This window comes from Streptomyces sp. NPDC054842, assembly GCF_053611025.1.
On the sequence record NZ_JBSGZN010000005.1, the window covers coordinates 201,966 to 227,145 of the forward strand.

Consider the following 25,180-nt stretch of genomic DNA (forward strand, 5'->3'; position numbering starts at 1 on the left):
GGAGCCGGACATGACCACCGCAGCAGCCAGGACCCCGGCGGCGGACACCCCCGCACCGCCCGTCCCGGCCTCCGAGGTCGAACTCGTCATCGGCGGGATGACCTGCGCCTCCTGCGCGGCCCGGGTCGAGAAGAAGCTCAACCGGATGGACGGCGTCACCGCCACGGTGAACTACGCCACCGAGAAGGCGAAGGTCACCTACCCGGCGGGGACACAGGTCGCCGACCTCATCGCCACCGTGGTGAAGACCGGCTACACGGCCGAGGAGCCCGCTCCCCCGCCCGCCGAGGACACGGAGGCGCCCGCCGGGGACGACCACGACCCCGAACTCGCCTCCCTGCGGCAGCGGCTGACCGTCTCCGCCGCCCTCGCCCTGCCCGTCGTGCTGATGTCGATGATCCCGGCGCTGCAGTTCGACAACTGGCAGTGGCTCGCGCTCACCCTCGCCGCGCCCGCCGTCGTCTGGGGCGGACTGCCCTTCCACCGGGCCGCCCTCACCAACGCCCGGCACGGCGCGGCCACGATGGACACCCTCGTGTCCGTCGGCACGCTCGCCGCCTTCGGCTGGTCCCTGTGGGCACTGTTCTTCGGCGACGCGGGCATGGCCGGCATGCGGGACGGCTTCACGTTCACCGTCTCGCGGCACGACGGCGCGTCCACGATCTACCTGGAGGTCGCCGCCGGCGTCGTCGCGTTCATCCTGCTCGGCCGCTATCTGGAGGCCCGCTCCAAGCGGCGCGCCGGGGCGGCCCTGCGGGCGCTGATGGAACTCGGCGCGAAGGACGTCAGTGTCCTCAGGGACGGCCGGGAGGTGCGCGTCCCCGTCAGCGGGCTGGCCGTCGGCGACCGCTTCGTCGTACGGCCCGGCGAGAAGATCGCCACCGACGGCACCGTCGTCGAGGGGACCTCGGCGATCGACGCGTCCATGCTGACCGGCGAGTCGGTACCGGTGGACGTGTCCGCCGGCGACGGCGTCACGGGCGCCACCGTGAACGTCGGGGGACGCCTGGTCGTGGAGGCCCGCCGCGTCGGCGCGGACACCCAGCTGGCCCGGATGGCCCGGCTCGTGGAGGACGCGCAGAACGGCAAGGCGGAGGTGCAGCGCCTCGCCGACCGGATCTCCGCGGTCTTCGTGCCGGTGGTGCTGCTGATCGCCGTCGGCACGTTCGGTTTCTGGCTCGGCCTCACCGGTGACACGGTGGCCGCCTTCACCGCCGCCGTCGCGGTGCTCATCATCGCCTGCCCCTGCGCCCTCGGCCTCGCGACCCCTACCGCGCTGATGGTCGGCACGGGGCGCGGTGCCCAGCTCGGCATTCTCATCAAGGGCCCCGAGGTCCTGGAGTCCACCCGCCGTGTCGACACCGTCGTCCTGGACAAGACCGGGACGGTGACGACCGGCCGGATGACCCTGCACGAGGTGTACGCCGCCGAGGGCGTCGGCGAGAGCGAGCTGCTGCGGGCCGCCGGGGCCCTGGAGCACGCCTCGGAGCATCCGATCGCCCGGGCCGTCGCCGCGGGCGCCGAGGAACGCACCGGCGCCCTGCCGGCTCCCGAGCACTTCGAAAACGTCCCCGGACTCGGCGTCCGCGGGCGCGTCGGGGGACGGGAGGTCACGGTGGGACGGCTGCCGCACGGCACGCTCCCGCCCGAGCTGGCCCGCGCCCGCGCCGAGGCGGAGGCCGGGGGCCGTACGGCCGTCGTGGTCACCCGGGACGGGACGGCGATCGGCGTCCTCACCGTCGCCGACACGGTCAAGGAGACCAGCGCCGAGGCGGTACGGGCCCTGCGCGCCCTCGGGCTCACGCCGGTGCTGCTGACCGGCGACAACCAGGCGGTGGCCGAGTCCGTGGCGCGCGCCGTCGGCATCGACCGGGTCTTCGCCGAGGTGCTGCCCGAGGGCAAGGTCGAGGTGATCGAGCGGCTCCGGGGCGAGGGCCGGACGGTCGCCATGGTGGGCGACGGGGTCAACGACGCCGCCGCACTCGCCACCGCCGACCTGGGCCTCGCCATGGGCACCGGGACCGACGCGGCCATCGAGGCCGGCGATCTGACCCTCGTCCGCGGTGACCTGCGCGTCGCCGCCGACGCGATCCGGCTCTCGCGCCGGACCCTCGCCACGATCAAGGGGAACCTGCTCTGGGCCTTCGGATACAACGTGGCCGCACTGCCGCTGGCCGCCGCGGGACTCCTGAACCCGATGATCGCGGGCGCCGCCATGGCCTTCTCCTCGGTGTTCGTGGTGACGAACAGCCTTCGGCTCAGGGCATTCTCATGACGACGAGGCGGGAGTCCCTCTAGAGTCCAACGGAAGGCTCACATAAGCTCTTCACAAGGCTCGCGCAGCATCCTTACGCTTGCCCTCCGATCGACGTATCGGGGCTCTTGCGCATTTTCAGGACATACGCAAGAGACGCAGGTCACAGTGATGTGAACGTAACCAACGAAGGGGTTCGTGAGTCTAAGTTGGCGGTGTCGGCAACGTCTTGGGGGGCGGAGCCGGCATCTGGGGATGTCTTGGGGGACGTTCCCGGAACTGCGTTGCCGGGGCACGTACGCCGGAGAGCTTTGAGCGGCCCTCCCGGTCCGTACGGGTCCCGGCAGACCGCACCGCGTCACGCAGTGGTGTCACCAGTTTTGCTCGTTTAGCTCGCAGCGATTCAGGCGCTGTCCCACAGACGCCCGGCCGGATCCCGTGGGGGGAATCCGTACCGGGACAAGGAAAGCGCCCTGACTGCCGGCCCGTGGGGGGACCGGCAGCAGGGCGCTTTCCGTATTTTTCAGCTCGGTTCGCTCGCCTCCGGGGCTCCCCTTTTTTCAGGCGCTCGGTTCGCCTCCGGGGCGCGGAAGCCTGTGTCGAGGGGCCGATCGTGCTCGACCCCTCCTTCGTCGCGGCCCCCGCGCGTTCGGCCCCTCGACACAGGCGCGCCCCTTCGGCTCACTCGCTTTCGGGAGGAGCCGTCGGGGCGGTTGACCTGGAGGAGCTTCGCTGTTTAGCGGGCTTCCACCGGGACGAAGTCGCGGAGGACCTCACCCGTGTAGATCTGACGCGGGCGGCCGATGCGGGAACCCGGCTCCTTGATCATCTCGTGCCACTGGGCGATCCAGCCCGGCAGACGGCCGAGGGCGAACAGGACCGTGAACATCTCGGTCGGGAAGCCCATCGCGCGGTAGATCAGGCCCGTGTAGAAGTCCACGTTCGGGTAGAGCTTGCGCTCGACGAAGTAGTCGTCGGCCAGCGCGTGCTCCTCGAGCTTCAGCGCGATGTCGAGCAGCTCGTCCGACTTGCCGAGGGCGGAGAGGACGTCGTGCGCGGCGGCCTTGATGATCTTCGCCCGGGGGTCGAAGTTCTTGTAGACGCGGTGCCCGAAGCCCATGAGCTTCACGCCGTCTTCCTTGTTCTTCACCTTGCGGATGAAGGTGTCGACGTCGCCGCCGGACGCCTGGATGCCTTCGAGCATCTCCAGCACCGACTGGTTGGCGCCGCCGTGCAGCGGGCCCCAGAGAGCCGAGATGCCGGCGGAGATCGAGGCGAACATGTTCGCCTGCGAGGAGCCGACCAGGCGCACGGTGGAGGTCGAGCAGTTCTGCTCGTGGTCCGCGTGCAGGATGAGCAGCTTGTCGAGCGCGGAGACGACGACCGGGTCCAGGTCGTACTCCTGGGCGGGGACCGAGAAGGTCATCCGCAGGAAGTTCTCGACGTAACCGAGGTCGTTGCGCGGGTAGACGAACGGGTGACCGATCGACTTCTTGTACGCGTAGGCCGCGATCGTCGGAAGCTTGGCGAGCAGGCGGATCGTCGAGAGGTGGCGCTGCTTCTCGTCGAACGGGTTGTGGCTGTCCTGGTAGAAGGTGGACAGCGCGCTGACCACGGACGACAGCATCGCCATGGGGTGGGCGTCACGCGGGAAGCCGCGGAAGAAGTTCTTGACGTCCTCGTGCAGCAGGGTGTGCTGCGTGATCTCGCCCTTGAAGGTGGAGAGCTGGTCGACGGTCGGCAGTTCGCCGTTGATCAGCAGGTACGCCACCTCAAGGAAGGTGGAGCGCTCGGCGAGCTGCTCGATCGGGTAACCGCGGTACCGCAGGATGCCTTCCTCGCCGTCGAGGTAGGTGATCGCGGATTTATAGGCGGCGGTGTTGCCGTATCCGCTGTCGAGCGTGACCAGACCGGTCTGGGCGCGGAGCTTCCCGATGTCGAAGCCCTTGTCGCCGACGGTGCTGTCGATCACCGGGTAGGTGTACTCGCCATCGCCGTACCGCAGTACTACAGAGTTGTCGCTCACGTCATCCCTCACCGACGTTGTGCCTCTTCTTCGAGGTGCCCTGACTGTCTCTACCATCCCCCATTTGGCCCTGGAGAGTGCACTCGGGGTCGACCATTGGGCCTATTGGCGGCACTCAGTGCCGCCAACCTGCTCATCCTGCCCCCCTCCGCCCCGCTTCCGGAAGTGGAGTGTGACCTTTGTGACTCATTTGATCGATCATTTTCTTCGATACCTGCGACGGCGGGCGTTGTGACCCGTTCTCACGGGGCGCCGCGGCCCTTGGTCAGGCGTGCGCCGGGCGCGGCGCGAGGCGGTGGTCCAGGGCCGTGCACCGGCGGCCCGCGGAGACCGTGCGGACCGCCTGGCCCATCGCCTTGCGGGAGCCGACGAGGACGACCAGCTTCTTGGCGCGGGTGACCGCCGTGTAGAGCAGGTTGCGCTGGAGCATCATCCAGGCGCTGGTGGTGACCGGGATCACCACCGCCGGGTACTCGCTGCCCTGGGAGCGGTGAATGGTCACGGCGTACGCGTGGGCCAGTTCGTCCAGCTCGTCGAACTCGTACGGCACCTCCTCGTCCTCGTCGGTGCGCACGGTCAGGCGCTGTTCGTCCGGGTCGAGCGAGGTGACGACGCCGACGGTGCCGTTGAAGACGCCGTTCTCGCCCTTCTCGTAGTTGTTCCGGATCTGGGTGACCTTGTCGCCGACGCGGAAGACCCGGCCGCCGAAGCGCTTCTCGGGGAGGTCGGGGCGGGCCGGGGTGACGGCCTGCTGGAGCAGGCCGTTCAGCGCTCCGGCGCCCGCCGGGCCGCGGTGCATCGGCGCGAGCACCTGCACGTCGCGGCGCGGGTCGAGGCCGAACTTGGCCGGAATGCGCCGGGCCACCACGTCCACGGTGAGCCGGGCCACCTCCTCGGTGTCGTCCTCGACGAAGAGGAAGAAGTCCTTGAGGCCCTGGGTGACGGGCTGCCGGCCGGCGTTGATCAGGTGGGCGTTCGTCACCACCCCGGACTGCTGGGCCTGGCGGAAGACCCGGGTCAGGCGGACGGCCGGGATCGGGCTGCCGTCGGCGAGCAGATCGCGCAGGACCTCGCCGGCGCCGACGCTGGGCAACTGGTCGACGTCGCCGACGAACAGCAGGTGGGCACCCTCGGCGACCGCCTTGACCAGCTTGTTGGCGAGCAGGAGGTCCAGCATCGACGCCTCGTCCACCACCACCAGGTCGGCGTCGAGCGGCCGCTCCCGGTCGTACGCCGCGTCCCCGCCGGGCTTCAGCTCCAGGAGCCGGTGGACGGTGGAGGCGTCGGCGCCGGTCAGCTCCGCGAGGCGCTTGGCCGCCCGGCCCGTGGGCGCCGCCAGCACGATCCTGGCCTTCCTGGCCCGGGCCAGCTCCACGATCGAGCGAACCGTGAACGACTTGCCGCAGCCCGGTCCGCCGGTGAGGACGGCGACCTTCTTCGTCAGCGCGAGCCGGACGGCCGCCTCCTGCTCGGGGGCCAGCTCCGCGCCCGTACGCCCCTTCAGCCAGGCGAGGGCCTTGTCCCAGTCCACGTCGTGGAACCCCGGCATCCGGTCCTCGCCGGTGCGCAGCAGCCGCAGCAGCTGGGCGGACAGGGAGAGTTCGGCGCGGTGGAAGGGGACCAGGTAGACGGCGGTGACCGGGTCGCCGCCGTCGGGCGCCGGGACCTTCTCGCGCACGACGCCGGGGTCCTCGCCGTCCTCGCCGGGCGCGGCCAGCCCGGCCAGGCACTCGATGACGAGGCCCGTGTCCACCTGGAGGAGCTTCACCGCGTCCGCGATGAGCCGCTCCTCGGGGAGGTAGCAGTGGCCCTGGTCGGTGGACTGCGAGAGCGCGTACTGGATACCGGCCTTGACGCGCTCCGGGCTGTCGTGCGGGATGCCGACGGACTGGGCGATCCTGTCGGCGGTCAGGAAGCCGATGCCCCAGACGTCCGACGCGAGGCGGTAGGGCTGGTTCCGCACCACCGAGATCGACGCGTCGCCGTACTTCTTGTAGATGCGGACGGCGATGGAGGTCGACACCTCGACGCTCTGGAGGAAGAGCATGACCTCCTTGATCGCCTTCTGCTCCTCCCAGGCGTCGGCGATCTTCCTGGTGCGCTTGGGGCCGAGGCCGGGGACCTCGATGAGCCGCTTCGGCTCCTCCTCGATGATCCGCAGCGTGTCGACGCCGAAGTGCTGCGTGATGCGGTCCGCGAAGACCGGGCCGATGCCCTTGACCAGGCCCGAGCCGAGGTAGCGGCGGATGCCCTGGACGGTGGCGGGGAGCACCGTCGTGTAGTTCTCCACCGTGAACTGCTTGCCGTACTGCGGGTGCGAGCCCCAGCGGCCCTCCAGGCGCAGGGACTCGCCGACCTGGGCGCCGAGGAGCGAGCCGACGACGGTCAGCAGGTCGCCGGCACCACGGCCGGTGTCCACCCGGGCCACCGTGTACCCGGTCTCCTCATTGGCGTACGTGATGCGCTCCAGTACGCCTTCCACCACCGCCAGGGTCACCTGGCGGGTCCCCGCCTGATCAGCCATGCCCCGACGGTACCCGGGGGGTGTGACAGCCGTCAGCGATCGGCGACGGGGGCCTTCTTGAGCCCTTCGACGAAGGGGGCGAAGGCGGCGACCGGGAAGGTGAGCGTGGCCCGGGCAGGGGTCTTCGAGTCACGTACGGCGACGTGGGTGGGGCGGGTGGCGACCTCGACGCAGTTGTTGCCGTCACCGCCACCGGAGTAGGACGACTTCCGCCAGTTGCCAGGGCGGGTCACGGGGTGGCTCCTGACTCCTCCACCGGCTCCTTGAGCGCCTGCACGAAGGGCACGAAGGCCGTCACGGGGAAGGTGAGGGTGGCTCGGGCAGGGATTTTCGAGTCACGGACGGCCACGTGAGTGGCGGAGTTCGCGATCTCCACACAGCTGTTGCCGTCGCCTTCGCCCGAGTGGGACGACTTGCGCCAGGTCCCGGGCGAGGCCATGGGGCGGGTCACAAGCCCAACCCCTCGGGCGCCTTCTTGAGGGTCTGAACGAAAGCGTTGAAGGCTGTGGAAACGAAGGTGAGGGTGGCCCGAGCGGGCGCCTTGGTGTCGCGAACGGCAACGTGAGTGGTGGAGTTGGCGATCTCCACGCAATCGTTGCCGTCGCCCTCGCCCGAGTGGGAAGACTTCCGCCAGTTGTCGAAGACCGTCATGGGACGCCTCACAATTCCTTCGCCAGGTCGTTGATGAGTTCGCGGGACCGTCCGGGGGCGAGCGATACACCCTGCACCCTACGGAAGTTCCTTCGGTAGGTCTCCAACTGAGCGTCGGAATCGATGAAGACCGAGCCATGGGGTGCATCGCGAACCACCGTGTCCAGTCTGGGCAGCGGCCCACCTGCGTAGGTCATCGCGCTTGAGGCGTTGGCGAATCCGTCGAGGTCGAAGGGGATCACCTGCAGCGTGATGTGGTCCGCCTCGGAGGCTTCGAGAAGCCGGGCGAGCTGGGACCGGGAGGCGGAACGGCCACTGACCCTGATGCGCAACGCCGCCTCATGGATCACCACGTTGTACGGGATGGCGGCCTTCTGGCGTTCCATCCGGTGCAGCACACGCAACTCCAATTCCTCGTCCGTGAGTTCCGGGACACGAGCCGAGAAGACGGCACGTGCGTACTCCTCCGTCTGCAAAAGACCCGGCACGTACAGGACGGCCACCTGGTTCCGGTACTCCGCGTGGTGATCCAGTTCAGCCAGGTCCAGAAAGGACGTGGGCAGCAACCCCCGGTACTGCTCCCACCAGCCCCGCGTCCGGTCCGTCGCCATGGCCACCAGCGCGTCGACGAACTCCTCGTCGGTGCAGGCGTAGTGCGAGGCGAGGCGGCGCAGCCTCTGCTCGCTCACTCCCGCGAGACCGGACTCGATCTGGCTGATCTGCACCCTGTTGACCCCGAGCAGCGCCGCCGCTTCCGTCGGGGTCAGGCCGGCCGCCTCGCGGAGACGGCGCAGTTCGGTCCCCAAGCGCACCTGACGCGCCGTGGGTTCACGCCTCAGGACCATCGTCCGCTCCTTCTCCAACGAGTGCGCTGCTGCGACTCGTCCGGGGCCAGATTACGCGATCGGGTTGCTCCGTCTTATCTGTAAGACCTACCGTCAGTGACGCGACGCACACCCTGCGGCACCACCAGGACCCCGGAAGCGCACCGCCCCGTCCTGCCATGACGGGCGCGACCCTGCCACCGCCCGCTCGCCGCAACCCCCCATCCACCGAACGGAGTTGCCGCATGCCCGAACCCGAGTCGTGGGAGTACTCCCTCCACGTCCCCAACGATCTGCGCGCCGTCACCGTCAGCCGCCGCACCGTCCGCCTGATCCTCACCATGCACGGGCTGATCGGCCTCACCGACGTCGCCGAGCTGCTCGCGACCGAGCTGATCTCCAACGCCGTACGCCACACGAAGGGCCCCGCCGCCCTCCGGGTGCGCTGGTCTCCGCCGGCCACGCTGCGGATCGGGGCCTGGGACACGGACCCCGAGCCGCCCGAGCCACCGGTGCCGTCCGGACAGGAAGGGCAGGAGGGGCAGGCAGGACAGGGAGTGCACCTGGAACAGGGGCGAGGACTCGCCCTGGTGCGCGCCTGCTCCACCGGCTGGGGCTGGCATCCGCTGGCGCGGCACGGCAACCGGGGCAAGTACGTGTGGTGCGAGCCGGCCGCCGCCTGAGCGCCTCCGGAGGGGCCGGGGGGGCGGAATCACGCCGTGGGTCACGATTGAATCTCGGCCATCGCCAGCCCCTTGCCCTTCCGCATGTAATCGATTCCAATCCTCCGTGTAATCGATTCCACGAGGAGGTGGAGCGACGATGGCGAGCATCAAGGACGTCGCTGCCGAGGCGGGCGTGTCCGTCGCCACGGTCTCGCGCGTCCTGAACGACCATCCGTCGGTCAGCGCGGACGCCCGCGCCCGTGTCCTGACCGCCGTGCAGACCCTGGGCTACCGCCCGAACGCCGTCGCCCGCTCCCTGCGCACCGACCAGACCCGCACCCTCGGCCTGGTCATCAGCGACGTGCTCAACCCGTACTTCACCGAGCTGGCCCGCTCCGTCGAGGAGGAGGCCCGCGCCCTCGGCTACAGCGTGATCATCGGCAACGCCGACGAGCGGCCCGACCTCCAGGACCACCACGTCCGCACGCTGCTCGACCGCCGGATCGACGGCCTCCTCGTCTCCCCCGCCGACGGCGGCTCCCCCGGGATGCTGGACGCCGCCCGCGCGGGAACCCCGATGGTCTTCGTGGACCGCTGGATCCCCGGGGTGGACGTGCCGGTCGTCCGGGCGGACGGGCGGGCGGCGGTACGCGATCTGGTCGCCCACCTGTACGGGCTCGGCCACCGGCGGCTCGCCATCATCGCGGGACCGGCGGCGACCACCACCGGCAGTGAGCGCGTGGAGGCGTTCCGGGAGGCGCTCGCCGAGTACGGCATCGGCCTGCCCGACGCCTACACGGGCCAGGGCGACTTCCAGGCGGAGAGCGGGCGCCGGGCCACCGAGGCCTTCCTCGACCTGCCCGAACCCCCCGAGGTCGTCTTCGCCGCGGACAACCTGATGGCGCTCGGCGCGCTGGACGCCGTCCGGGCCCGCGGGCTGCGGGTCCCGGAGGACATCGCCCTCGCCGCCTTCGACGACATCCCGTGGTTCGTGCACACCGACCCGCCGATCACGGCGATCGCCCAGCCGACCGGCGAACTGGGCCGGGCCGCCGTCCGCGCCCTGGTCGACCGCATCGAAGGGCGGCCCCCGCAGTCCGTCACCCTCCCCGCCCGTCTCGTCGTGCGCCGTTCGTGCGGCGAGCCGGCACCCGTACCTCCCGTGCAAAGGAGCAACCCGTGAGCCGTACGGACGAGTTGCTGCGTATCGAAGGGATACGCAAGACGTTCCCCGGCGTCGTCGCCCTCGACAGCGTCGACTTCGACCTGCGCCGCGGCGAGGTGCACGTGCTGCTCGGGGAGAACGGCGCGGGCAAGAGCACCCTCATCAAGATGCTCTCCGGCGCCTACCGCCCCGACGCCGGGCGCGTCCTCGTCGACGGCGAGGAGGTGCGCATCCACGGCGCCCAGGACTCCGAGCGCCTCGGGATCGCCACCATCTACCAGGAGTTCAACCTGGTCCCCGACCTGACGGTGGCCGAGAACATCTTCCTGGGCCGGCAGCCGCGCCGCTTCGGGCTGATCGACCGGAAGAAGATGGAGGCCGACGCCGCCGAACTGCTCGACCGGGTCGGCGTGCGCGTGTCCCCCCGCGCCCGGGTGCGTGAACTGGGCATCGCGCGGCTCCAGATGGTCGAGATCGCCAAGGCGCTCAGCCTGGACGCACGCGTCCTGATCATGGACGAGCCGACCGCGGTGCTCACCTCCGAGGAGGTGGAGAAGCTCTTCGCGATCGTGCGCAGGCTGCGCGAGGACGGCGTCGGCATCGTCTTCATCACGCACCACCTGGAGGAGATCGCCGCCCTCGGCGACCGGGTCACCGTCATCCGGGACGGCAGGAGCGTCGGCCAGGTGCCCGCCTCCACGCCCGAGGACGAACTCGTACGCCTCATGGTGGGCCGGTCGATCGAGCAGCAGTACCCGCGCGAACGCGCCGACACCGGGGCCGCGTTGCTGACCGTCGAGGGGCTCACCAGGAACGGCGTCTTCCACGACGTGTCGTTCGAGGTGCGCGCCGGTGAGGTCGTCGGCATCGCGGGACTGGTGGGCGCGGGACGCACCGAGGTCGTCCGGGCGGTCTTCGGGGCCGATCCGTACGACAGCGGCACCGTCGAGGTCGCCGGGGCGCGGCTGCCGCGCCGCGACGTCACCGCGGCCATGACCGCGGGCATCGGGCTGGTCCCCGAGGACCGCAAGGGCCAGGGACTGCTGCTCGACGCCTCCGTGGAGGAGAACCTCGGACTGGTCACCCTGCGCTCGGCGACCCACGGCGGGCTCGTCGACCTCAAGGGCCAGCGGGCGGCCGCCGCCCGGATCGCCGGGCAGCTCGGCGTCCGGATGGCCGGACTCGGCCAGCACGTCCGCACCCTGTCCGGCGGCAACCAGCAGAAGGTCGTCATCGGCAAGTGGCTGCTCGCCGACACCAAAGTGCTGATCCTCGACGAGCCGACGCGCGGCATCGACGTCGGCGCCAAGGTCGAGATCTACCAGCTCGTCAACGCGCTCACGGCCGCCGGAGCCGCCGTCCTGATGATCTCCAGCGACCTGCCCGAGGTGCTCGGCATGAGCGACCGCGTGCTGGTCATGGCCCAGGGCCGGATCGCGGGCGAACTCCCCGCCGCCGACGCCACCCAGGACGCGGTGATGGCACTCGCCGTCAGCACACCCGCTACCGCCAACACCGGAACTACCGCAGTGGAGGACTCCCGTGGCCACTGACACGCTCAAGAGCTCATCGGGCGCCAGTGGCGCCTCGGCGGTCCGCCGCCTCCTTCTCGACAACGGCGCGCTCACCGCGCTCATCGTCCTCGTCGTCGCCATGTCGGCGCTGTCCGGCGACTTCCTGACGACCGACAACCTGCTCAACATCGGCGTCCAGGCGGCCGTCACCGCCATCCTCGCCTTCGGCGTCACCTTCGTGATCGTCTCGGCGGGCATCGACCTGTCGGTCGGTTCCGTCGCCGCGCTCTCCGCCACCGTCCTCGCCTGGACGGCCACCTCGCACGGCGTCCCGGTGTGGATCGCGGTCCTCCTCGCGGTCGCCACCGGCATCGCGTGCGGGCTGGTCAACGGCGTGCTGATCTCGTACGGGAAGCTGCCGCCGTTCATCGCGACGCTGGCCATGCTCTCGGTGGGCCGCGGACTGTCCCTGGTGATCTCCCAGGGCAGCCCGATCCCCTTCCCCGACTCCGTCTCGCACCTCGGCGACACCCTCGGCGGCTGGCTGCCGGTGCCGGTCCTCGTGATGATCGTGATGGGCCTGATCACGGCCCTGATCCTCGGCCGCACGTACATCGGGCGCTCCATGTACGCGATCGGCGGCAACGAGGAGGCGGCCCGCCTCTCCGGTCTGCGGGTGAAGAAGCAGAAGCTCGCGATCTACGCGCTGTCCGGGCTGTTCGCCGCCGCCGCGGGCATCGTGCTCGCCTCCCGGCTCTCCTCCGCGCAGCCGCAGGCCGCCCAGGGCTACGAGCTCGACGCGATCGCCGCGGTCGTCATCGGCGGCGCCTCGCTGGCCGGCGGCACGGGCAAGGCGTCCGGCACCCTGATCGGCGCGCTGATCCTCGCGGTGCTGCGCAACGGCCTCAACCTCCTCTCCGTGTCGGCGTTCTGGCAGCAGGTCGTCATCGGTGTCGTGATCGCGCTGGCGGTGCTGCTCGACACGGTGCGGCGCAAGGCCGGGGCGACCCCGACCGCCGCCGGGACGGGCGGCCCGGGCGGCCGGGCCCGGCAGGCCGGCACCTATCTGCTGGCCGCGGTGGTCGCGGCGGCCGTCGTCGGCGGCATGTCCTTCCTGCACAACGGCTCCTCGGGCGGCACCGACAAGAAGGTCGGACTGTCCCTGTCGACCCTGAACAACCCGTTCTTCGTCCAGATCAGGGCCGGTGCCCAGCAGGAGGCGAAGAAGCTCGGCGCGGACCTGACCGTCACCGACGCGCAGAACGACGCCTCTCAGCAGGCCAACCAGCTCCAGAACTTCACCAGTTCGGGCCTCGGCTCGATCATCGTGAACCCGGTGGACTCCGACGCGGCGGGCCCCGCGGTACGCGCCGCGAACAAGGCCGGCATCCCCGTGGTCGGCGTCGACCGGGGCGTCAACAAGGCGGACACGGCGGCGCTGGTCGCCTCCGACAACGTGGCGGGCGGCAGGCTCGCCGCCCGGACCCTCGCCGAGAAGCTGGGCGGCAAGGGCACCATCGCGATCCTCCAGGGCCAGGCCGGCACGTCCGCCAGCCGGGAGCGGGGCGCCGGTTTCGCCGCGGGCCTCAAGGAGTTCCCCGGCATCAAGGTCGTCGCCAAGCAGCCCGCGGACTTCGACCGCACCAAGGGCCTCGACGTCATGACGAACATGCTCCAGGCCCACCCGGACGTCCAGGGCGTCTTCGCCGAGAACGACGAGATGGCGCTCGGCGCGATCAAGGCCCTCGGCTCGAAGGCCGGCAAGTCGGTCGCCGTCATCGGCTTCGACGGCACCCCGGACGGGCTGAAGGCGGTCGAGGCGGGCACCCTGTACGCCTCCGTGGCCCAGCAGCCCAAGGAGCTCGGCCGGATCGCGGTGCGCAACGCGCTGGACGCGGCCGAGGGCAGGAAGGTCGACGAGACCGTGAAGGTGCCGGTGAAGGTGGTCACGTCCGAGAACGTGGCCGGGTTCGGCGGCTGACGCCCGGCCCGCCGGCCGGCTGCCCCGCCGGTCCGCGGGCCGTTCGCCGGTGGCCGGGCCGGGTCCGCCTCACGCGGACCCGGCCCCCACCGGCGTACGGGGGCCGGTCCCGGCTCCCGTGGACGGACGGGGTCCGCCCCGTCGACGTACGGAAAGAGTGTGCTGATGTACGACTACGACCTGCTGGTCGTGGGCTCGGCCAACGCCGACCTGGTGATCGGGGTCGAGCGGCGGCCCGCGGCCGGGGAGACGGTGCTCGGCTCCGACCTCGCCGTCCACCCGGGCGGCAAGGGCGCCAACCAGGCGGTCGCCGCCGCCCGGCTCGGCGCCCGTACCGCCCTGCTCGCGCGGGTCGGCGACGACGCGCACGGACGGCTGCTGCTCGACTCCCAGCGCGCGGCCGGCGTCGACACCTCCGGGGTGCTCGTCGGCGGGGCGCCCACCGGGGTCGCGCTGATCACCGTCGACCCGTCCGGGGACAACAGCATCGTCGTCTCGCCGGGCGCGAACGGGCGGCTGACGCCCGCCGACGTCCGCGCGGCGGAGGGGCTCCTGCGGGCCTCGCGGGTGGTCTCGGCGCAGCTGGAGATCCCGCTGGAGACGGTCGTGGAAACCGTACGGAGCCTGCCGTCCGGCTCCCGCTTCGTCCTCAACCCGTCGCCGCCCGTGCCGCTGCCCGCCGAGCTGCTGGCGGCCTGCGACCCGCTGATCGTGAACGAGCACGAGGCCCGCGTCCTGCTCGGCGGGGCGGCGGGACGCGAGCCCGGGGATTGGGCTCGGGCGCTGCTCGCCCTCGGTCCGCGCTCGGTCGTCGTCACACTGGGCGCCGCCGGCGCGCTGGTGGCGGACGGGAGCGGGACGGTCCGCGTCGCGCCGGTGACGGTGGAGGCGGTGGACACCACGGGGGCGGGCGACGCGTTCACCGCGGCGCTGGCCTGGCGGCTGGGCGCGGGGGCGTCCCTGCCCGTGGCCGCCGCGTACGCGGCCCGGGTCGGCGCCGCCGCCGTCACCCGGGAGGGCGCCCAGGTGTCCTTCCCGACCGCCGAGGAGGTCGGCGCGCCGTGAAGAGGGCCGGGATACTGAACCGTCATCTCGCGGGCGCCATCGCCGAGTTGGGCCACGGGGACGGGGTGCTGGTGTGCGACGCGGGGATGCCCGTCCCGGACGGGCCCCGGCTGGTGGACCTGGCGTTCCGGGCCGGGGTGCCGTCGTTCGCCGAGGTCCTGGACGGGCTGCTCGCGGAGCTGGTGGTGGAGGGCGGGACGGCCGCCCACGAGGTGCGGGAGGCCAACCCGGAGGCGGCGGCGCTGCTCCGCTCGCGGCTGCCCGTACTGGAACTGGTGTCCCACGAGGAGCTGAAGTCGCGTTCGGCGGGCGCGCGGCTGATCGTGCGCACCGGGGAGGCGCGTCCGTACGCGAACGTGCTGCTGCGGTGCGGGGTGTTCTTCTGAGGAGTCCGGCGTACCGGGGCCGTGAGGCGCGTGGTCGCGGCCGTCCGCCGGGGCAACGCTCTCAGGTCCGGGGATTTCGAAGGGGCCCGGTCCGTCGACCGGGCCCCTTCGGCTTTCCCCTCCGTATCAGAACCCCCGCGATCCCCCCGGATCCCCCTCCAAGAGTCCTGACGCAAGCTAGACCCGCGGACTCCCGGAAGGGTTGCACGGACTTCCGAAGTTTTTTCGCGGGATCCGTCGGCACCCCGCGAGAACCCCTCGGGAGCCCCTCGGGAGCCCCGGGGACGACGCATTGCGAACAAGTCCGTGTTACGTCCTGATCGTGTCACTTGACGGCCAACGGCGTTGCCGCTGCAACGCGTTATGGGTCACGATGTTCGACGTACTGGTGAGTCATACGCGATACACGGGGGTGGATACGTGAAGTTCGACATGGGGGCCACGACCCTTGCGGACCTGGGCAAGAGCACGGTCGGATCCAGCGACGACCTGGGCACCCTGATCAAGTGGCTCGTGCAGGCCGCGGAGCCGCTGGAGGGGAAGTTCAACGGAGCCGGCAAGGCCGCGTTCGACTCGTTCAAGAACCGCGCGGACGAGATCACCGACGCGCTGAACGGTTCGCTCGGCGCGATCCTCGGCGGCCAGGGCGGGATGGACACCGCGTTCGGCACCGGTGACACCGAGCAGCAGGACAACGCCCACCAGAACATGGGGCAGGCCAACTTCGACGCGGCCCGCTTCGGCGCCCGATAAGACGACTCAGGGGGATCTGAATCATGGGTCAGAACCAGGACCGCCGCTCGTACGACACCGGCGCCTCCACCGAGGTGCAGGGCAGTCTCCAGGGCATCATCGGCCAGCTGGAGCGCGTCCTCGGGGACCGCGACCGCGCGGTGCAGGCCGCGATGGCCGAGTTCCAGGCCGACGGTGTCTCCGACGACTACCACGGCAAGGAAGTCCGCTGGAACCGCGCGGCGAACGAGGTCCGCGACATCATCCGCCTCGTGCGCACGACGCTGGAGCAGAACGACGGCACCGCGCAGGCGACGCTCGCCAAGGCGCGCGCCGCGGTCGACAACATCGGCTGAGGCCGGCCGGCCCGGGCCGCGGCGGACGTCCGCGGCCCTGGGCCCGGCACACCGGGCCGCGGCGGGGGAACCGCGGACGGGATCCCCCGGATCCCGGCGAACGGCACGTCCATGCCGAAGGGAACACGGTGACGGCCCAGGAGTACGACAGCCAGCTGCTGGAGTCCGTGTCGGTACGGCGCCGGCGGCTGCGGGACGCCCTGCTGTTCGGGGCGCAGCGGCAACGCCGCGCGGTGGACGAGCGGTTGGGGAAGATGTTCGCCGGGGTGGTGATCGCGGCGGTGCTCTGCGCGGGATGCGTGGGGTGGTCGTTCGTGTCCCACCGGATCATCGGGAAGAGCCCGAACGGCGGCCCCGTACAGCCCTCCCCGGGCGTCTCCGCCCCTGCGTCCCCGGGGTCCTCCCCGCAGCCCTCCGCTTCCTCAGCGACCCCTTCTACCCGGTGACAGGAACGACATGGTGATCTCCACGGGCGCTTCGAGCCGGACCGCGCCGACGGGCCGCACGGCGTTGAGCCGGGTCACCCTGGTCGGCGAGCGACGGCGGGTGGATCTCGTCCTGCCGTCCCGGGAACCCGTCGGGCTGCTGCTGCCCGAGGTGCTGCGGCTGCTGGGCGACCGGGTCTCCGAACGCCCCGAGCTGCGTCACCTGGTGACCGCCGACGGCTCCGCGCTCGCGCACGACGGCACGCTGGAGTCCGCGGGGGTGCCCGACGGCGCCGTGCTGCGGCTGGTGCGCGCCGAGGACGCGCCCTCGGCGCCGGTGGTGCACGACGTCAGCGACGAGACCGCCGACGACCTGGACGTCCGTGCCTGGCGCTGGCGGCCCGCCGTCCGGCGGATCGTGGCGGGGCTCGCGACCGTCGGCTGGGCGCTCGTCGCCGGTGTCGTCGCGCGGGCGCACTACGCGCACGGGTCCGTCGGCGCCGTGCTGCTCGCCGTCGCCGCGGTGTGCCTGCTCGGCGGTGCGCTGCTCGGGCGGGCGGGACGGCGCGGGCTCGCGGCCACGCTGCTCACCACCGGCGGGGCGCTGGGGGTGCTCGGTGCCCGGACGCTGGGCGACGCCCGCGACTGGCCGGGCGCGGTGCAGGCGGCGGGAGCGGTGGCGGCGGTCGTCGTGACGCTCGTCCTGCTCGGCCGGTTCACGCCGCTGGGCCGGGGCGGGCTCGTCGGCGGTGCCGCGCTGGCCGCGACGGGCGTCTGCTGGGAGGCGGCCGTCGCCCTCCAGCCCGGCATGTCGGGCGCCGGGGAACAGGCCCGGGTCGGCGCCGTGCTCGCCGTCGGGTCCGTCGTCGTCCTGGGGCTGCTGCCCCGGCTGGCGCTGATGGCGTCGGGGCTGTCCGGTCTCGACGACCGGCGCTCGGGCGGCGCCTCGGTGAGCCGGTACCAGGTGTCCGCGGCGCTCGCCGCCACCCACCGGGGACTGGCGCTGGCGACGGTCACGGTGGCCGTCTCGGCGGTCGCCGCGGGTGTCCTGGCGCTGCGCGAGCCCACCGTGTGGACGGTGCTGCTCGCGGTCGTCACGACCGTGGTGGCGGCGCTGCGGGCCCGCGCCTTCCCGCTGGTCGCGGAGGTGGTGGTGCTGCTGGCGGCGGCGGCCGTGCTCGCGGTGCGGCTGCTCCTGGTGTGGCTCGACCGCTCCGGGGCGGCGGGGCCGCTGGCCGTGCTGGCGGGCCTCGCGGTGCTGCCGCTGCTGGTCCTGTCGGTGCAGCCCGCCGAGCACGTGCGCGTGCGGCTGCGGCGCGTCGGCGACCTGCTGGAATCCGTCGGGGTGATCGCCCTGTTCCCGCTGGTTCTCGGCGTCTTCGGCGTGTACGGACGACTGCTCGACACCTTCGCGTAAGGGGCGGACATGGCGCAGGAACAGGGACGGGGAGGGGACTGGCAGCGCGACGTGCTGCGCCGGCTGGGACAGACCACCGGGGAGCCCCGGGCCGTGGGCGACACCGGTGTGCCCGCGACGGCCGGCGACTCCGGTACGGCCGCCGCACCGGACGGTGCCGCGCGCAACCCCGCCGCCACCGCGCCGACGCCCGGCCCGGGGCACGCCGGTGTTCCCGGCGCCGGGGCCCCCGGCGGGCGGCGGGGCGAGCCCGCGCTGCGTCTCGTGCATCCGCCGCGCCCGGGAGCGGAGCCCTCCGCTGCCACGCCGCCCGCCGCACCGGGCGCCGAACCGGCGTACCCCGCCCCGCCGTTGGAGACCGCGCCCCCCGCCCCGGCCCACCCGGACCCGCACGCGGCATCCGCGCCCGTACGCCCCGCGCCGTCGCAGGCCCACCCGGACCCGCACGTGGCGCCCGCCCCCGTACGCCCCGCGCCGTATCCGGCCCACCCGGACCCGCACGCCGCGCCTGCGCCCGTACGCCCCGGGACGTCACCGGCCCTTCCGGACCCGCACGCGGCGCCCGCCGCCGTGAACCCCGCGCCGTCCCCGGCCCCCGCGCACCCGGCCCCTTCGGCCGCGGCGGGTGGCGGGAACCCCGGGGACAGTCCCGTGCCGCGGGGGCCGCACGATCCCCGGCTGCCGGAGTCGGCTCCGGAGGCCGTGCCGACCGTCGACCCGCGGCTCGCCCGCGCCCTCGGCCGGCCGCAGCACGGGGACTCGCTCACCCGGCGCACCGGACGCTCGCTGCGCCGGCTCACCGCGTCCGCCGCGCAGGACGTGGCGGAGGAGACCCGGATGGCCCGGGAGCTCCAGCAGCCGGTCACCACCGGGCGGGTCATCGCGGTGACGTCGATCCGCGGCGGCGTCGGCAAGTCGACGGTCTCCGCGCTGCTCGGCCGGACCTTCAACCACTACCGGCACGACCCGGTGCTGACCCTGGAGGCCGACGCGGCGCTCGGCACGCTGCCCGTGCGGATGGGCGCCGAGTCCGTGCGCTGGGCCTGCGCGGACCTGGCGCAGGTCCTCAGCCCCTCGATGCGGCTGAACGACGTCACCGGCTACCTGGTGCCGGTCGCGGACGGCGGCTGGCTGCTGCCCGCGAGCCGGGGCCGCGTCGGCGCCCCGCTGGACGTCCCCACGTACCGCACGGTGACGCTGGCGCTGCGCCGCTACTTCGCGGTGACGGTGGTGGACTGCGAGAGCCTGCCCGGCGAGGTGGCCCGTACGGCGATGGACACCGCCCACGCCCGGGTGGTCGTCGCCCCGACCACCGCCGAGGGCGTCAACGGCACCCGCCAGGTCCTCAACTGGCTGGCCCAGCTGCCGCACGCCGCGCTCGCCTCGACGGTCGTCGCGCTCACCGCCGGCTCGCCCGACCTGGTGCTGGACGTCAAGGCCGCCACCGCCCACCTGAAGGAGACGGGCGTCACCGTGATCCCGCTCCCCTACGACCGTCATCTGGCGGGCGGCGGCCCGATCCGCACCGAGCTGCTCGGGCAGACCACCCGCGACGCCACGGTCCGCCTCGCCGCCGAGGCCATGCGGCGCGCGACGAGGGTGCGATGAGCGTCCGCCGTACCGCCGCGCCGCGTCACGCCACAGGAGCCGTACGAGAAAGGGTCCGTCCGTGACCCAGAGTCTGATACACCGGCCCGCCCGCTCCACCCGGCCGCTCGCGCCCGCCGGGCCGCGCACGGTGGAGCCGCCGCCGAACCTGCCCGAGGGCAAGCTGGGGAACGCGGCGACGGCGCTGCTGCCGATGGCCGGCGTCATGGGTTCGGTCGTCATGATGACCGTCATCCGCAACAGCCAGTTCGCGGCGCTCGGCGCGATGGTGCTGGTCATCGCGCTGCTCGGCGCGGTCGGGCTGTTCCTGTCGCAGCGCGGCAAGGCGCAGCGCACCCGGCGGGCCCAGCGCGAGCGGTACCTGGAGTACCTGGAGGAGCTGCGCGAGGACTTCGGGGCGGCCGAGCGGGAGCGGCGGCAGCTCGCCCGGGTCCTCAACCCGCCCCCGGAGGCGCTCTACGACCTGGTGCGGGACCCGGCGCGGCTGTGGGAGCGGCGCCGTCAGGACCCGGACTTCCTGCGGGTGCGGGTGGGCACCGGCGACGTGCCGGTGCAGGACCTGGCCATCGGCTCCGACTCCGGCGGCGTGATGACCCCGCCGGACCCGTTCATGCTGAACGAGGCGCGGGCGCTGCTGGCGCGGTACTCGGTCGCCAGTGACTGCCCGCTGACGGTGCCGCTGGACCGGGCGGGCAACGTCAGCATCGTCGGTGACCGCGAGGGGGTGCTGCGGGTCGCCCGCGCGCTGCTCGTCCAGGCCGCCGTCACGCACGCGCCCGACGACGTCGCGATGGCGCTCGGTGTGCCGGGCGACCGGCTGGCCGAGTGGGAGTGGGCCAAGTGGCTGCCCCACGTGCTGGATCCGCAGGAGCAGGACGGTCCGGTGGCCGCCCGCCGGATCGCCCCGAGCCTGCCGCAGCTCGCCGCGCTGTGCCGGCACGAGCTGGGGCAGCGTGCGTCGTACGCGGCGGAGGTGCGGCGCGGGCTGTCCGGCCGCGACGCGCTGCGGCTGACGAGCCGGCTGCTGGTGGTGAGCGACGAGTACGGCGCGACGGCCGCCGAGCTGCCGCGGCCCGACGCGGCCGTGGAGCTGCGGGACATGGGCGTCACCGTGCTGCACCTGCTGGAGCGGCAGGTGCACGAGCCGGACCAGGTCGGCGTCCGCATCCGCGTCGACGGCGACCTGGTGACCGTGGAGGACCTGCGGGAGCCGTCCCCCGTCGCGCAGGGCACGGCGGACGCGGTGAGCCCCGCGGGCGCCGAGGGGCTGGCGCGGCTGCTCGCCCCGCTGCGGCTGTCGGCGGAGTCCGCGGCCGAGGGGACCCCGGTGTCCGGGCCCGTCGACTTCCCGGGGCTGCTCGGCGTCGAGGACCCGGCCGCGCTGGACCTGGAGCGGCTGTGGGCGCCGCGGGGCGAGCGGGAGTTCCTGCGCGTGCCGATCGGCCTGACGGACCGTCACGAGCCGGTGCTGCTCGACCTGAAGGAGTCCTCCGAGCTGGGCATGGGGCCGCACGGGCTGTGCGTGGGCGCGACCGGTTCCGGCAAGAGCGAGCTGCTGCGCACCCTGGTCCTCGCGCTCACCGCGACCCACGCCCCCGAGGACCTGGCGCTGGTCCTGGTCGACTACAAGGGCGGCGCGACCTTCGCGCCGTTCACCGAACTCCCGCACGTGGCCGGGGTGATCACCAACCTGGAGAACCAGGCCGGGCTCGTCGAGCGCGTCCACACCAGCCTCGCGGGCGAGGTCAAGCGCCGCCAGCAGGTGCTGAAGGACGCCGGGAACGTCGCCGACATCGGGCACTACGCGGCCCTGCGCGCCGCCGGGCGCCCCGACCTGGAACCGCTGCCGCACCTGTTCGTCGTCATCGACGAGTTCGGTGAACTCCTCACCGCCAAGCCGGACTTCATCGACCTGTTCCTGTCCATCGGCCGCATCGGCCGCTCCATCGGCGTGCACCTGCTGCTGTCCAGCCAGCGCATCGAGGGCGGCAAGCTGAAGGGCCTGGACACCTACCTGTCGTACCGCCTGGGCCTGCGCACCTTCTCCGCCGACGAGTCGCGGACGGTGCTCGACACCACCGACGCCTTCCACCTGCCGCCGCTGCCCGGCTTCGGTTACCTCAAGGTCGACACCTCGCTGTACGAGCGGTTCAAGGCCGGGTACGTGTCCGGCGCCTACCGCGGTCCGGCGCTGCGCGACCAGCAGGACGACGAGCCGCTCGCCTGGCCCTACCCCGCCTTCAACACGCTGGACGCGGCCCCCGCCGAGGGCGCCGCGGAACCCGCGGCCACCAAGCGGGAGACCGGGCCGACCGTGATGTCCGTGATGGTCGGCCAGCTCACCGGCGCGGCGCCGCAAGTGCGCCGGATCTGGCTGCCGCCGCTGCCGGACGCCGTCACGCTGGACGCCGCCGCGGGGCCCGTCGAGGTGACCGGACGCGGGCTGCACCTGGCGGCCGGGCGGGCCGGGGCCATGCGCGTGCCGCTCGGGGTGCTGGACGACCCGGCCAGCCAGTGGCAGGGCAAGTGGCTGCTCGACCTCACGGTCGCGGGCGGGCACGTCGCCGTCATCGGCGGTCCGCAGTCCGGCAAGACCACGCTGCTGCGCACCCTCGCCCTGTCGCTGGCGACCACGCACACCCCGTACGACGTCGCCGTGTACGGGCTCGACCTGGTCGGCGGCGGTCTGTCGGCGCTGGCCGGGCTGCCGCACGTCGGCGGGATCGCGGGCCGCGCCGACCACGAGCGGGCCGCGCGGACCGTCGCCGAGGTGCGCGCGATGCTGGCCGCCCGCGAGGACCTCTTCCGCGAGCACGGCATCGACTCCGTGGAGCAGCTGCGCCGGCTGCGCGCGCAAGGGCGGCTGACGGAGCTCGGCTCGACCGACGTCGTCCTGCTCGTCGACGGGTTCGGGGCGCTGCGCGACGAGTTCGCCGACCTCGACGACTCGGTGACCGACCTGCTCAAGCGCGGCGGCGGCTACGGCATCCACGTGGTCGCCGGCATGCTCCGCTGGAACGACGTGCGGATCGCGACCCAGTCCATGTTCGGCACGCGCGTGGAGCTGCGGCTCAACGACCCGGCCGACTCCTCCGTCGACCGCAAGCTGTCCGAGACGCTGTCCGCGGACACCCCGGGCCGGGTCCTCACCGACGGGAAGCTGTTCGCGCAGGTCGCGCTGCCGCGCATCGACGGCTCGCCGTCCACGGACGACATCGGCCCCGCGCTGGAGGAGGCCGCGCGCACCATCCGGGCCACCTGGCACGGGGACGTGGCGCCGCCCGTACGGGTGCTGCCGACCCGGATGCCGGCGGCGCAGCTGCTCTCCGTGGCCGCCGAGCCGCGGCGGGTGCCGATCGGCGTCGACCAGGACGCGCTGGCGCCGGCCCTCCTCGACCTGTTCGGGAGCGACCAGCACCTGCTGGTCCTCGGCGACAACGAGTGCGGCAAGACCAACCTGCTGAAGCTGATCGCCGGGCAGCTCGTCGAGCGGTACAGCGACGAGGAGCTGGTGTTCGGGGTCTTCGACCCGCGCCGCGGGCTGCGCGGGGTGATCCCGGAGGCGTACCGCGGCGGCTACGCGCACAACGCGAAGCTGTCCGCCGCGCTGGCCTCCGGGATCGCGGCCGAGCTGGAGAAGCGGCTGCCGGAGAGCGCGGACCCGGACACGCTCGGCACGGAGCCCGCCTTCAGCGGGCCGCGGATCGTGATCCTGGTCGACGACTACGACATCCTGACGACCGCGGGGCAGCAACCGCTGAACCCCTTCCTGCCCTACGTCTCCTCCGCGCAGGACATCGGGCTGCACTTCGTCATCGCCCGCCGCGTCGCCGGGTCCTCCCGCGCGCTGTACGAACCGCTGCTGACGACGCTGCGCGAGACCGGCACCGCGGCGCTCGTGATGACCGGCGACCGGACCGAGGGACAGCTCTTCCCCGGCCTGTACGCCTCCCCGCAGCCGCCGGGACGCGGCACGATCGTCCGCCGCGGCCGCCGGCACCAGCTCGTCCAGACCGCCCTCTCCGACACCGAGGAAGCAGACCGCCCGTGACCAAGGACGTCATCGCCCTCACCCCGAAGATGCCCGACATCTGGGACCTGCTGACCGGCCTGTACGCGGGCGGCCCCGACCTCGGGGTGTCCGCGGCGGCCGACGGCGCGGTCGTGCAGCTGCACGGTCCCGGGGGCCGCCCGCTCGTCTCCGTCGAGGCGCCGGTGCTCGTCCAGGTGCCCGGGGAGGCGCGGCGCCTGCTCGGCCCGTCGGCCGACGGCGTGCCGCTGCCGTTCTGGTGGACCGAGGCCCGCGCCGCGACGGCGGTCCCGGAGGCCGAACGGCTCGCCGCCTCGGTCTGCGGGCGCCTCAACGCCCTGCTGGGCGGCGTGACCTGGCCCGCGGGGGCGGCGCGCACCGAGGTCGTGGACACCTCCGCCGTACCGGCGCCGGAGACCGGGCCCGGCGCGGACGGAAAGCCCCGGGAGGGCGCGGACGGAAAGCCCCGGGAGGATGCGGACGCCGGCGGTGCGCCGGACGGGGACGGAGAGGTGACGGCGCGCGCGGCGGTGGGGCTGCCCGCAGTGGACGTGCTCACCGACAGCACCGCCGTGGTCCTGGCCGACCGTCCGGTGGTCGCCCTGACCTCCTGGCTCTCGGAGGTCCTGCGCGAGGCGTCCGGTTCGCGCCGGGCCCTGCAGATCGTCACCCCGCCCGACGTGCGGCTGAGCCCGGCCGCCCGCACCACGCTGGCGCAGGTGCCCAACCGCTGGGTCGTCCAGGACCCGGACTGCGGGTACTACGACGGGCTGTCCGGGGCCGTGCTGCGCTGGCAGGACGGCACCTTCACGCCCGCCCTGACGGCCGACGGGAGGTCGACGGTGGCCAAGGCCTTCTCGCCGGCCGGCCCCTCGGCCGGGCGGCAGCTCCACGTCGCGTTCCGCACGCGGCACGCGGCCGACCCGAACCTGCTCCTGGGCGGGGCGCTGGAGACGGCGTGGCGGACGCTGACCGGCGCCCCGCCGGCCGGCTGGGGCACGGCGGAACCGGTCAACCTGCCGTGGTCCACGCGGCAGTTGACGGACCTGGCGCAGGAGCGCGCTCCGCAGGCCACGCACCTGGTCGGCGTGGGCTCCCCGGACCGCCCTGCGGTCGGGACACTCCGGGTGACGCGGACCGGAGCGGGGGTGGAGGAGGACGTGCACCTGACGCTCGGCTACGGCGCGGACGAGGAGCTGCCGCTGGACGCCGTCCAGGGCCTCGCCGGGACCCTCGTCGGCGAGCACGGCCTGGTCACGATGCTCGTCTCGGTGCGCCGGGCGAGCCGGGACCTGATGACGCCGCCGCGACTGGAGGCCCCGCCCGTGCCGTTCGCGTTCACGCTCGGCCCGGACGACGTGCGCGCCGTCGGTCTCGACCACGCCGGCCGCCCGCCCGTCGCGCTCCAGCCGGTCCGGCTGGGTGCCGCGGCCCGGCCCGCGCTGCACTATCCGCTGGGCGACGGGACGGACCCGCAGTCGTGGACGACGCTCCAGCACCTCACCCGGCACCTGAAGCGGGGCTGACGGGCGGCCGGTGAGCGGTCACCGGCCGCCC

Annotated in this window: 20 protein-coding genes; 14 read left to right on the forward strand and 6 right to left on the reverse strand. The window is 73.0% G+C overall.

The genetic code is table 11. The features are described from left to right. Positions 1–10: 10 nt before the first annotated feature. Entirely contained in the window at positions 11–2,275 is a 2,265-nt protein-coding gene (locus tag ACWGIS_RS06335; RefSeq protein ID WP_453361241.1) for a heavy metal translocating P-type ATPase, read from the forward strand. 715 nt (positions 2,276–2,990) lie between these two features. Here ACWGIS_RS06335 and ACWGIS_RS06340 read toward each other — a convergent pair. From ACWGIS_RS06340 to ACWGIS_RS06365, 6 genes are all read right to left on the reverse strand, one after another. Next, positions 2,991–4,280, reverse strand: coding sequence for a citrate synthase (locus ACWGIS_RS06340; RefSeq protein ID WP_121402961.1), 1,290 nt, complete (start codon positions 4,278–4,280; stop codon positions 2,991–2,993). A 265-nt stretch (positions 4,281–4,545) separates the two neighbouring features. Continuing rightward, entirely contained in the window at positions 4,546–6,804 is a 2,259-nt protein-coding gene (gene recD2 / locus ACWGIS_RS06345; RefSeq protein ID WP_453361242.1) for an SF1B family DNA helicase RecD2, read from the reverse strand. A gap of 32 nt (positions 6,805–6,836) precedes the next feature. Further along, positions 6,837–7,037 carry a DUF397 domain-containing protein gene (locus ACWGIS_RS06350; protein WP_453361243.1) on the reverse strand — a complete coding sequence of 67 codons (201 nt, stop codon included), beginning with the start codon at positions 7,035–7,037 and terminating at the stop codon, positions 6,837–6,839. Beyond that, positions 7,034–7,243, reverse strand: a complete 210-nt coding sequence (locus tag ACWGIS_RS06355) for a DUF397 domain-containing protein (protein ID WP_453361274.1) — start codon at positions 7,241–7,243, stop codon at positions 7,034–7,036. Before ACWGIS_RS06355 ends, ACWGIS_RS06350 begins: the two co-directional genes overlap by 4 nt. Before the next feature lie 8 nt (positions 7,244–7,251). Further along, positions 7,252–7,455 (reverse strand): DUF397 domain-containing protein, encoded by a 204-nt coding sequence (locus tag ACWGIS_RS06360; RefSeq protein ID WP_453361244.1) that lies wholly within the window; start codon positions 7,453–7,455, stop codon positions 7,252–7,254. Between the two features lie 8 nt (positions 7,456–7,463). Continuing rightward, entirely contained in the window at positions 7,464–8,300 is an 837-nt protein-coding gene (locus tag ACWGIS_RS06365; RefSeq protein ID WP_453361245.1) for a helix-turn-helix domain-containing protein, read from the reverse strand. Between the two features lie 224 nt (positions 8,301–8,524). Between ACWGIS_RS06365 and ACWGIS_RS06370 the strand changes: the two genes are divergently transcribed. From ACWGIS_RS06370 to ACWGIS_RS06430, 13 genes are all read left to right on the forward strand, one after another. Continuing rightward, positions 8,525–8,962, forward strand: a complete 438-nt coding sequence (locus ACWGIS_RS06370; RefSeq protein ID WP_453361246.1) for an ATP-binding protein — start codon at positions 8,525–8,527, stop codon at positions 8,960–8,962. Positions 8,963–9,101: 139 nt separating this feature from the next. After that, a complete protein-coding gene (locus tag ACWGIS_RS06375; protein ID WP_453361247.1) occupies positions 9,102–10,127 on the forward strand; it encodes a LacI family DNA-binding transcriptional regulator in 1,026 nt (341 codons plus the stop codon). Beyond that, complete coding sequence (locus tag ACWGIS_RS06380; RefSeq protein WP_453361248.1) at positions 10,124–11,662, forward strand: sugar ABC transporter ATP-binding protein; 1,539 nt, start codon at positions 10,124–10,126, stop codon at positions 11,660–11,662. The genes ACWGIS_RS06375 and ACWGIS_RS06380 overlap by 4 nt, the downstream gene beginning before the upstream one ends. After that, positions 11,652–13,604, forward strand: a complete 1,953-nt coding sequence (locus tag ACWGIS_RS06385) for an ABC transporter permease/substrate-binding protein (RefSeq protein WP_453361249.1) — start codon at positions 11,652–11,654, stop codon at positions 13,602–13,604. Before ACWGIS_RS06380 ends, ACWGIS_RS06385 begins: the two co-directional genes overlap by 11 nt. 165 nt (positions 13,605–13,769) lie before the next feature. Then, positions 13,770–14,669 carry a ribokinase gene (locus ACWGIS_RS06390; RefSeq protein WP_453361250.1) on the forward strand — a complete coding sequence of 300 codons (900 nt, stop codon included), beginning with the start codon at positions 13,770–13,772 and terminating at the stop codon, positions 14,667–14,669. Further along, positions 14,666–15,055: a D-ribose pyranase gene (rbsD, locus tag ACWGIS_RS06395; protein WP_453361251.1), complete on the forward strand. Its 390-nt coding sequence runs from the start codon at positions 14,666–14,668 to the stop codon at positions 15,053–15,055. The genes ACWGIS_RS06390 and rbsD overlap by 4 nt, the downstream gene beginning before the upstream one ends. A gap of 420 nt (positions 15,056–15,475) precedes the next feature. Then, the gene (locus ACWGIS_RS06400) at positions 15,476–15,808 is read left to right on the forward strand and encodes a hypothetical protein (RefSeq protein WP_121402950.1); all 333 of its coding nucleotides are present in this window, start codon (positions 15,476–15,478) and stop codon (positions 15,806–15,808) included. A gap of 23 nt (positions 15,809–15,831) precedes the next feature. Further along, the gene (locus tag ACWGIS_RS06405; RefSeq protein WP_121402948.1) at positions 15,832–16,143 is read left to right on the forward strand and encodes a pore-forming ESAT-6 family protein; all 312 of its coding nucleotides are present in this window, start codon (positions 15,832–15,834) and stop codon (positions 16,141–16,143) included. Between the two features lie 128 nt (positions 16,144–16,271). Next, the gene (locus tag ACWGIS_RS06410) at positions 16,272–16,589 is read left to right on the forward strand and encodes a hypothetical protein (RefSeq protein ID WP_453361252.1); all 318 of its coding nucleotides are present in this window, start codon (positions 16,272–16,274) and stop codon (positions 16,587–16,589) included. 10 nt (positions 16,590–16,599) lie between these two features. Then, positions 16,600–17,985, forward strand: a complete 1,386-nt coding sequence (gene eccD, locus ACWGIS_RS06415; protein ID WP_453361253.1) for a type VII secretion integral membrane protein EccD — start codon at positions 16,600–16,602, stop codon at positions 17,983–17,985. Between the two features lie 9 nt (positions 17,986–17,994). Continuing rightward, positions 17,995–19,593: a hypothetical protein gene (locus ACWGIS_RS06420; RefSeq protein WP_453361254.1), complete on the forward strand. Its 1,599-nt coding sequence runs from the start codon at positions 17,995–17,997 to the stop codon at positions 19,591–19,593. A gap of 61 nt (positions 19,594–19,654) precedes the next feature. After that, the gene (eccCa, locus tag ACWGIS_RS06425; protein ID WP_453361255.1) at positions 19,655–23,644 is read left to right on the forward strand and encodes a type VII secretion protein EccCa; all 3,990 of its coding nucleotides are present in this window, start codon (positions 19,655–19,657) and stop codon (positions 23,642–23,644) included. Continuing rightward, the gene (locus ACWGIS_RS06430; protein ID WP_453361256.1) at positions 23,641–25,149 is read left to right on the forward strand and encodes a DUF6177 family protein; all 1,509 of its coding nucleotides are present in this window, start codon (positions 23,641–23,643) and stop codon (positions 25,147–25,149) included. Before eccCa ends, ACWGIS_RS06430 begins: the two co-directional genes overlap by 4 nt. The last annotated feature ends 31 nt before the right edge of the window (positions 25,150–25,180 follow it).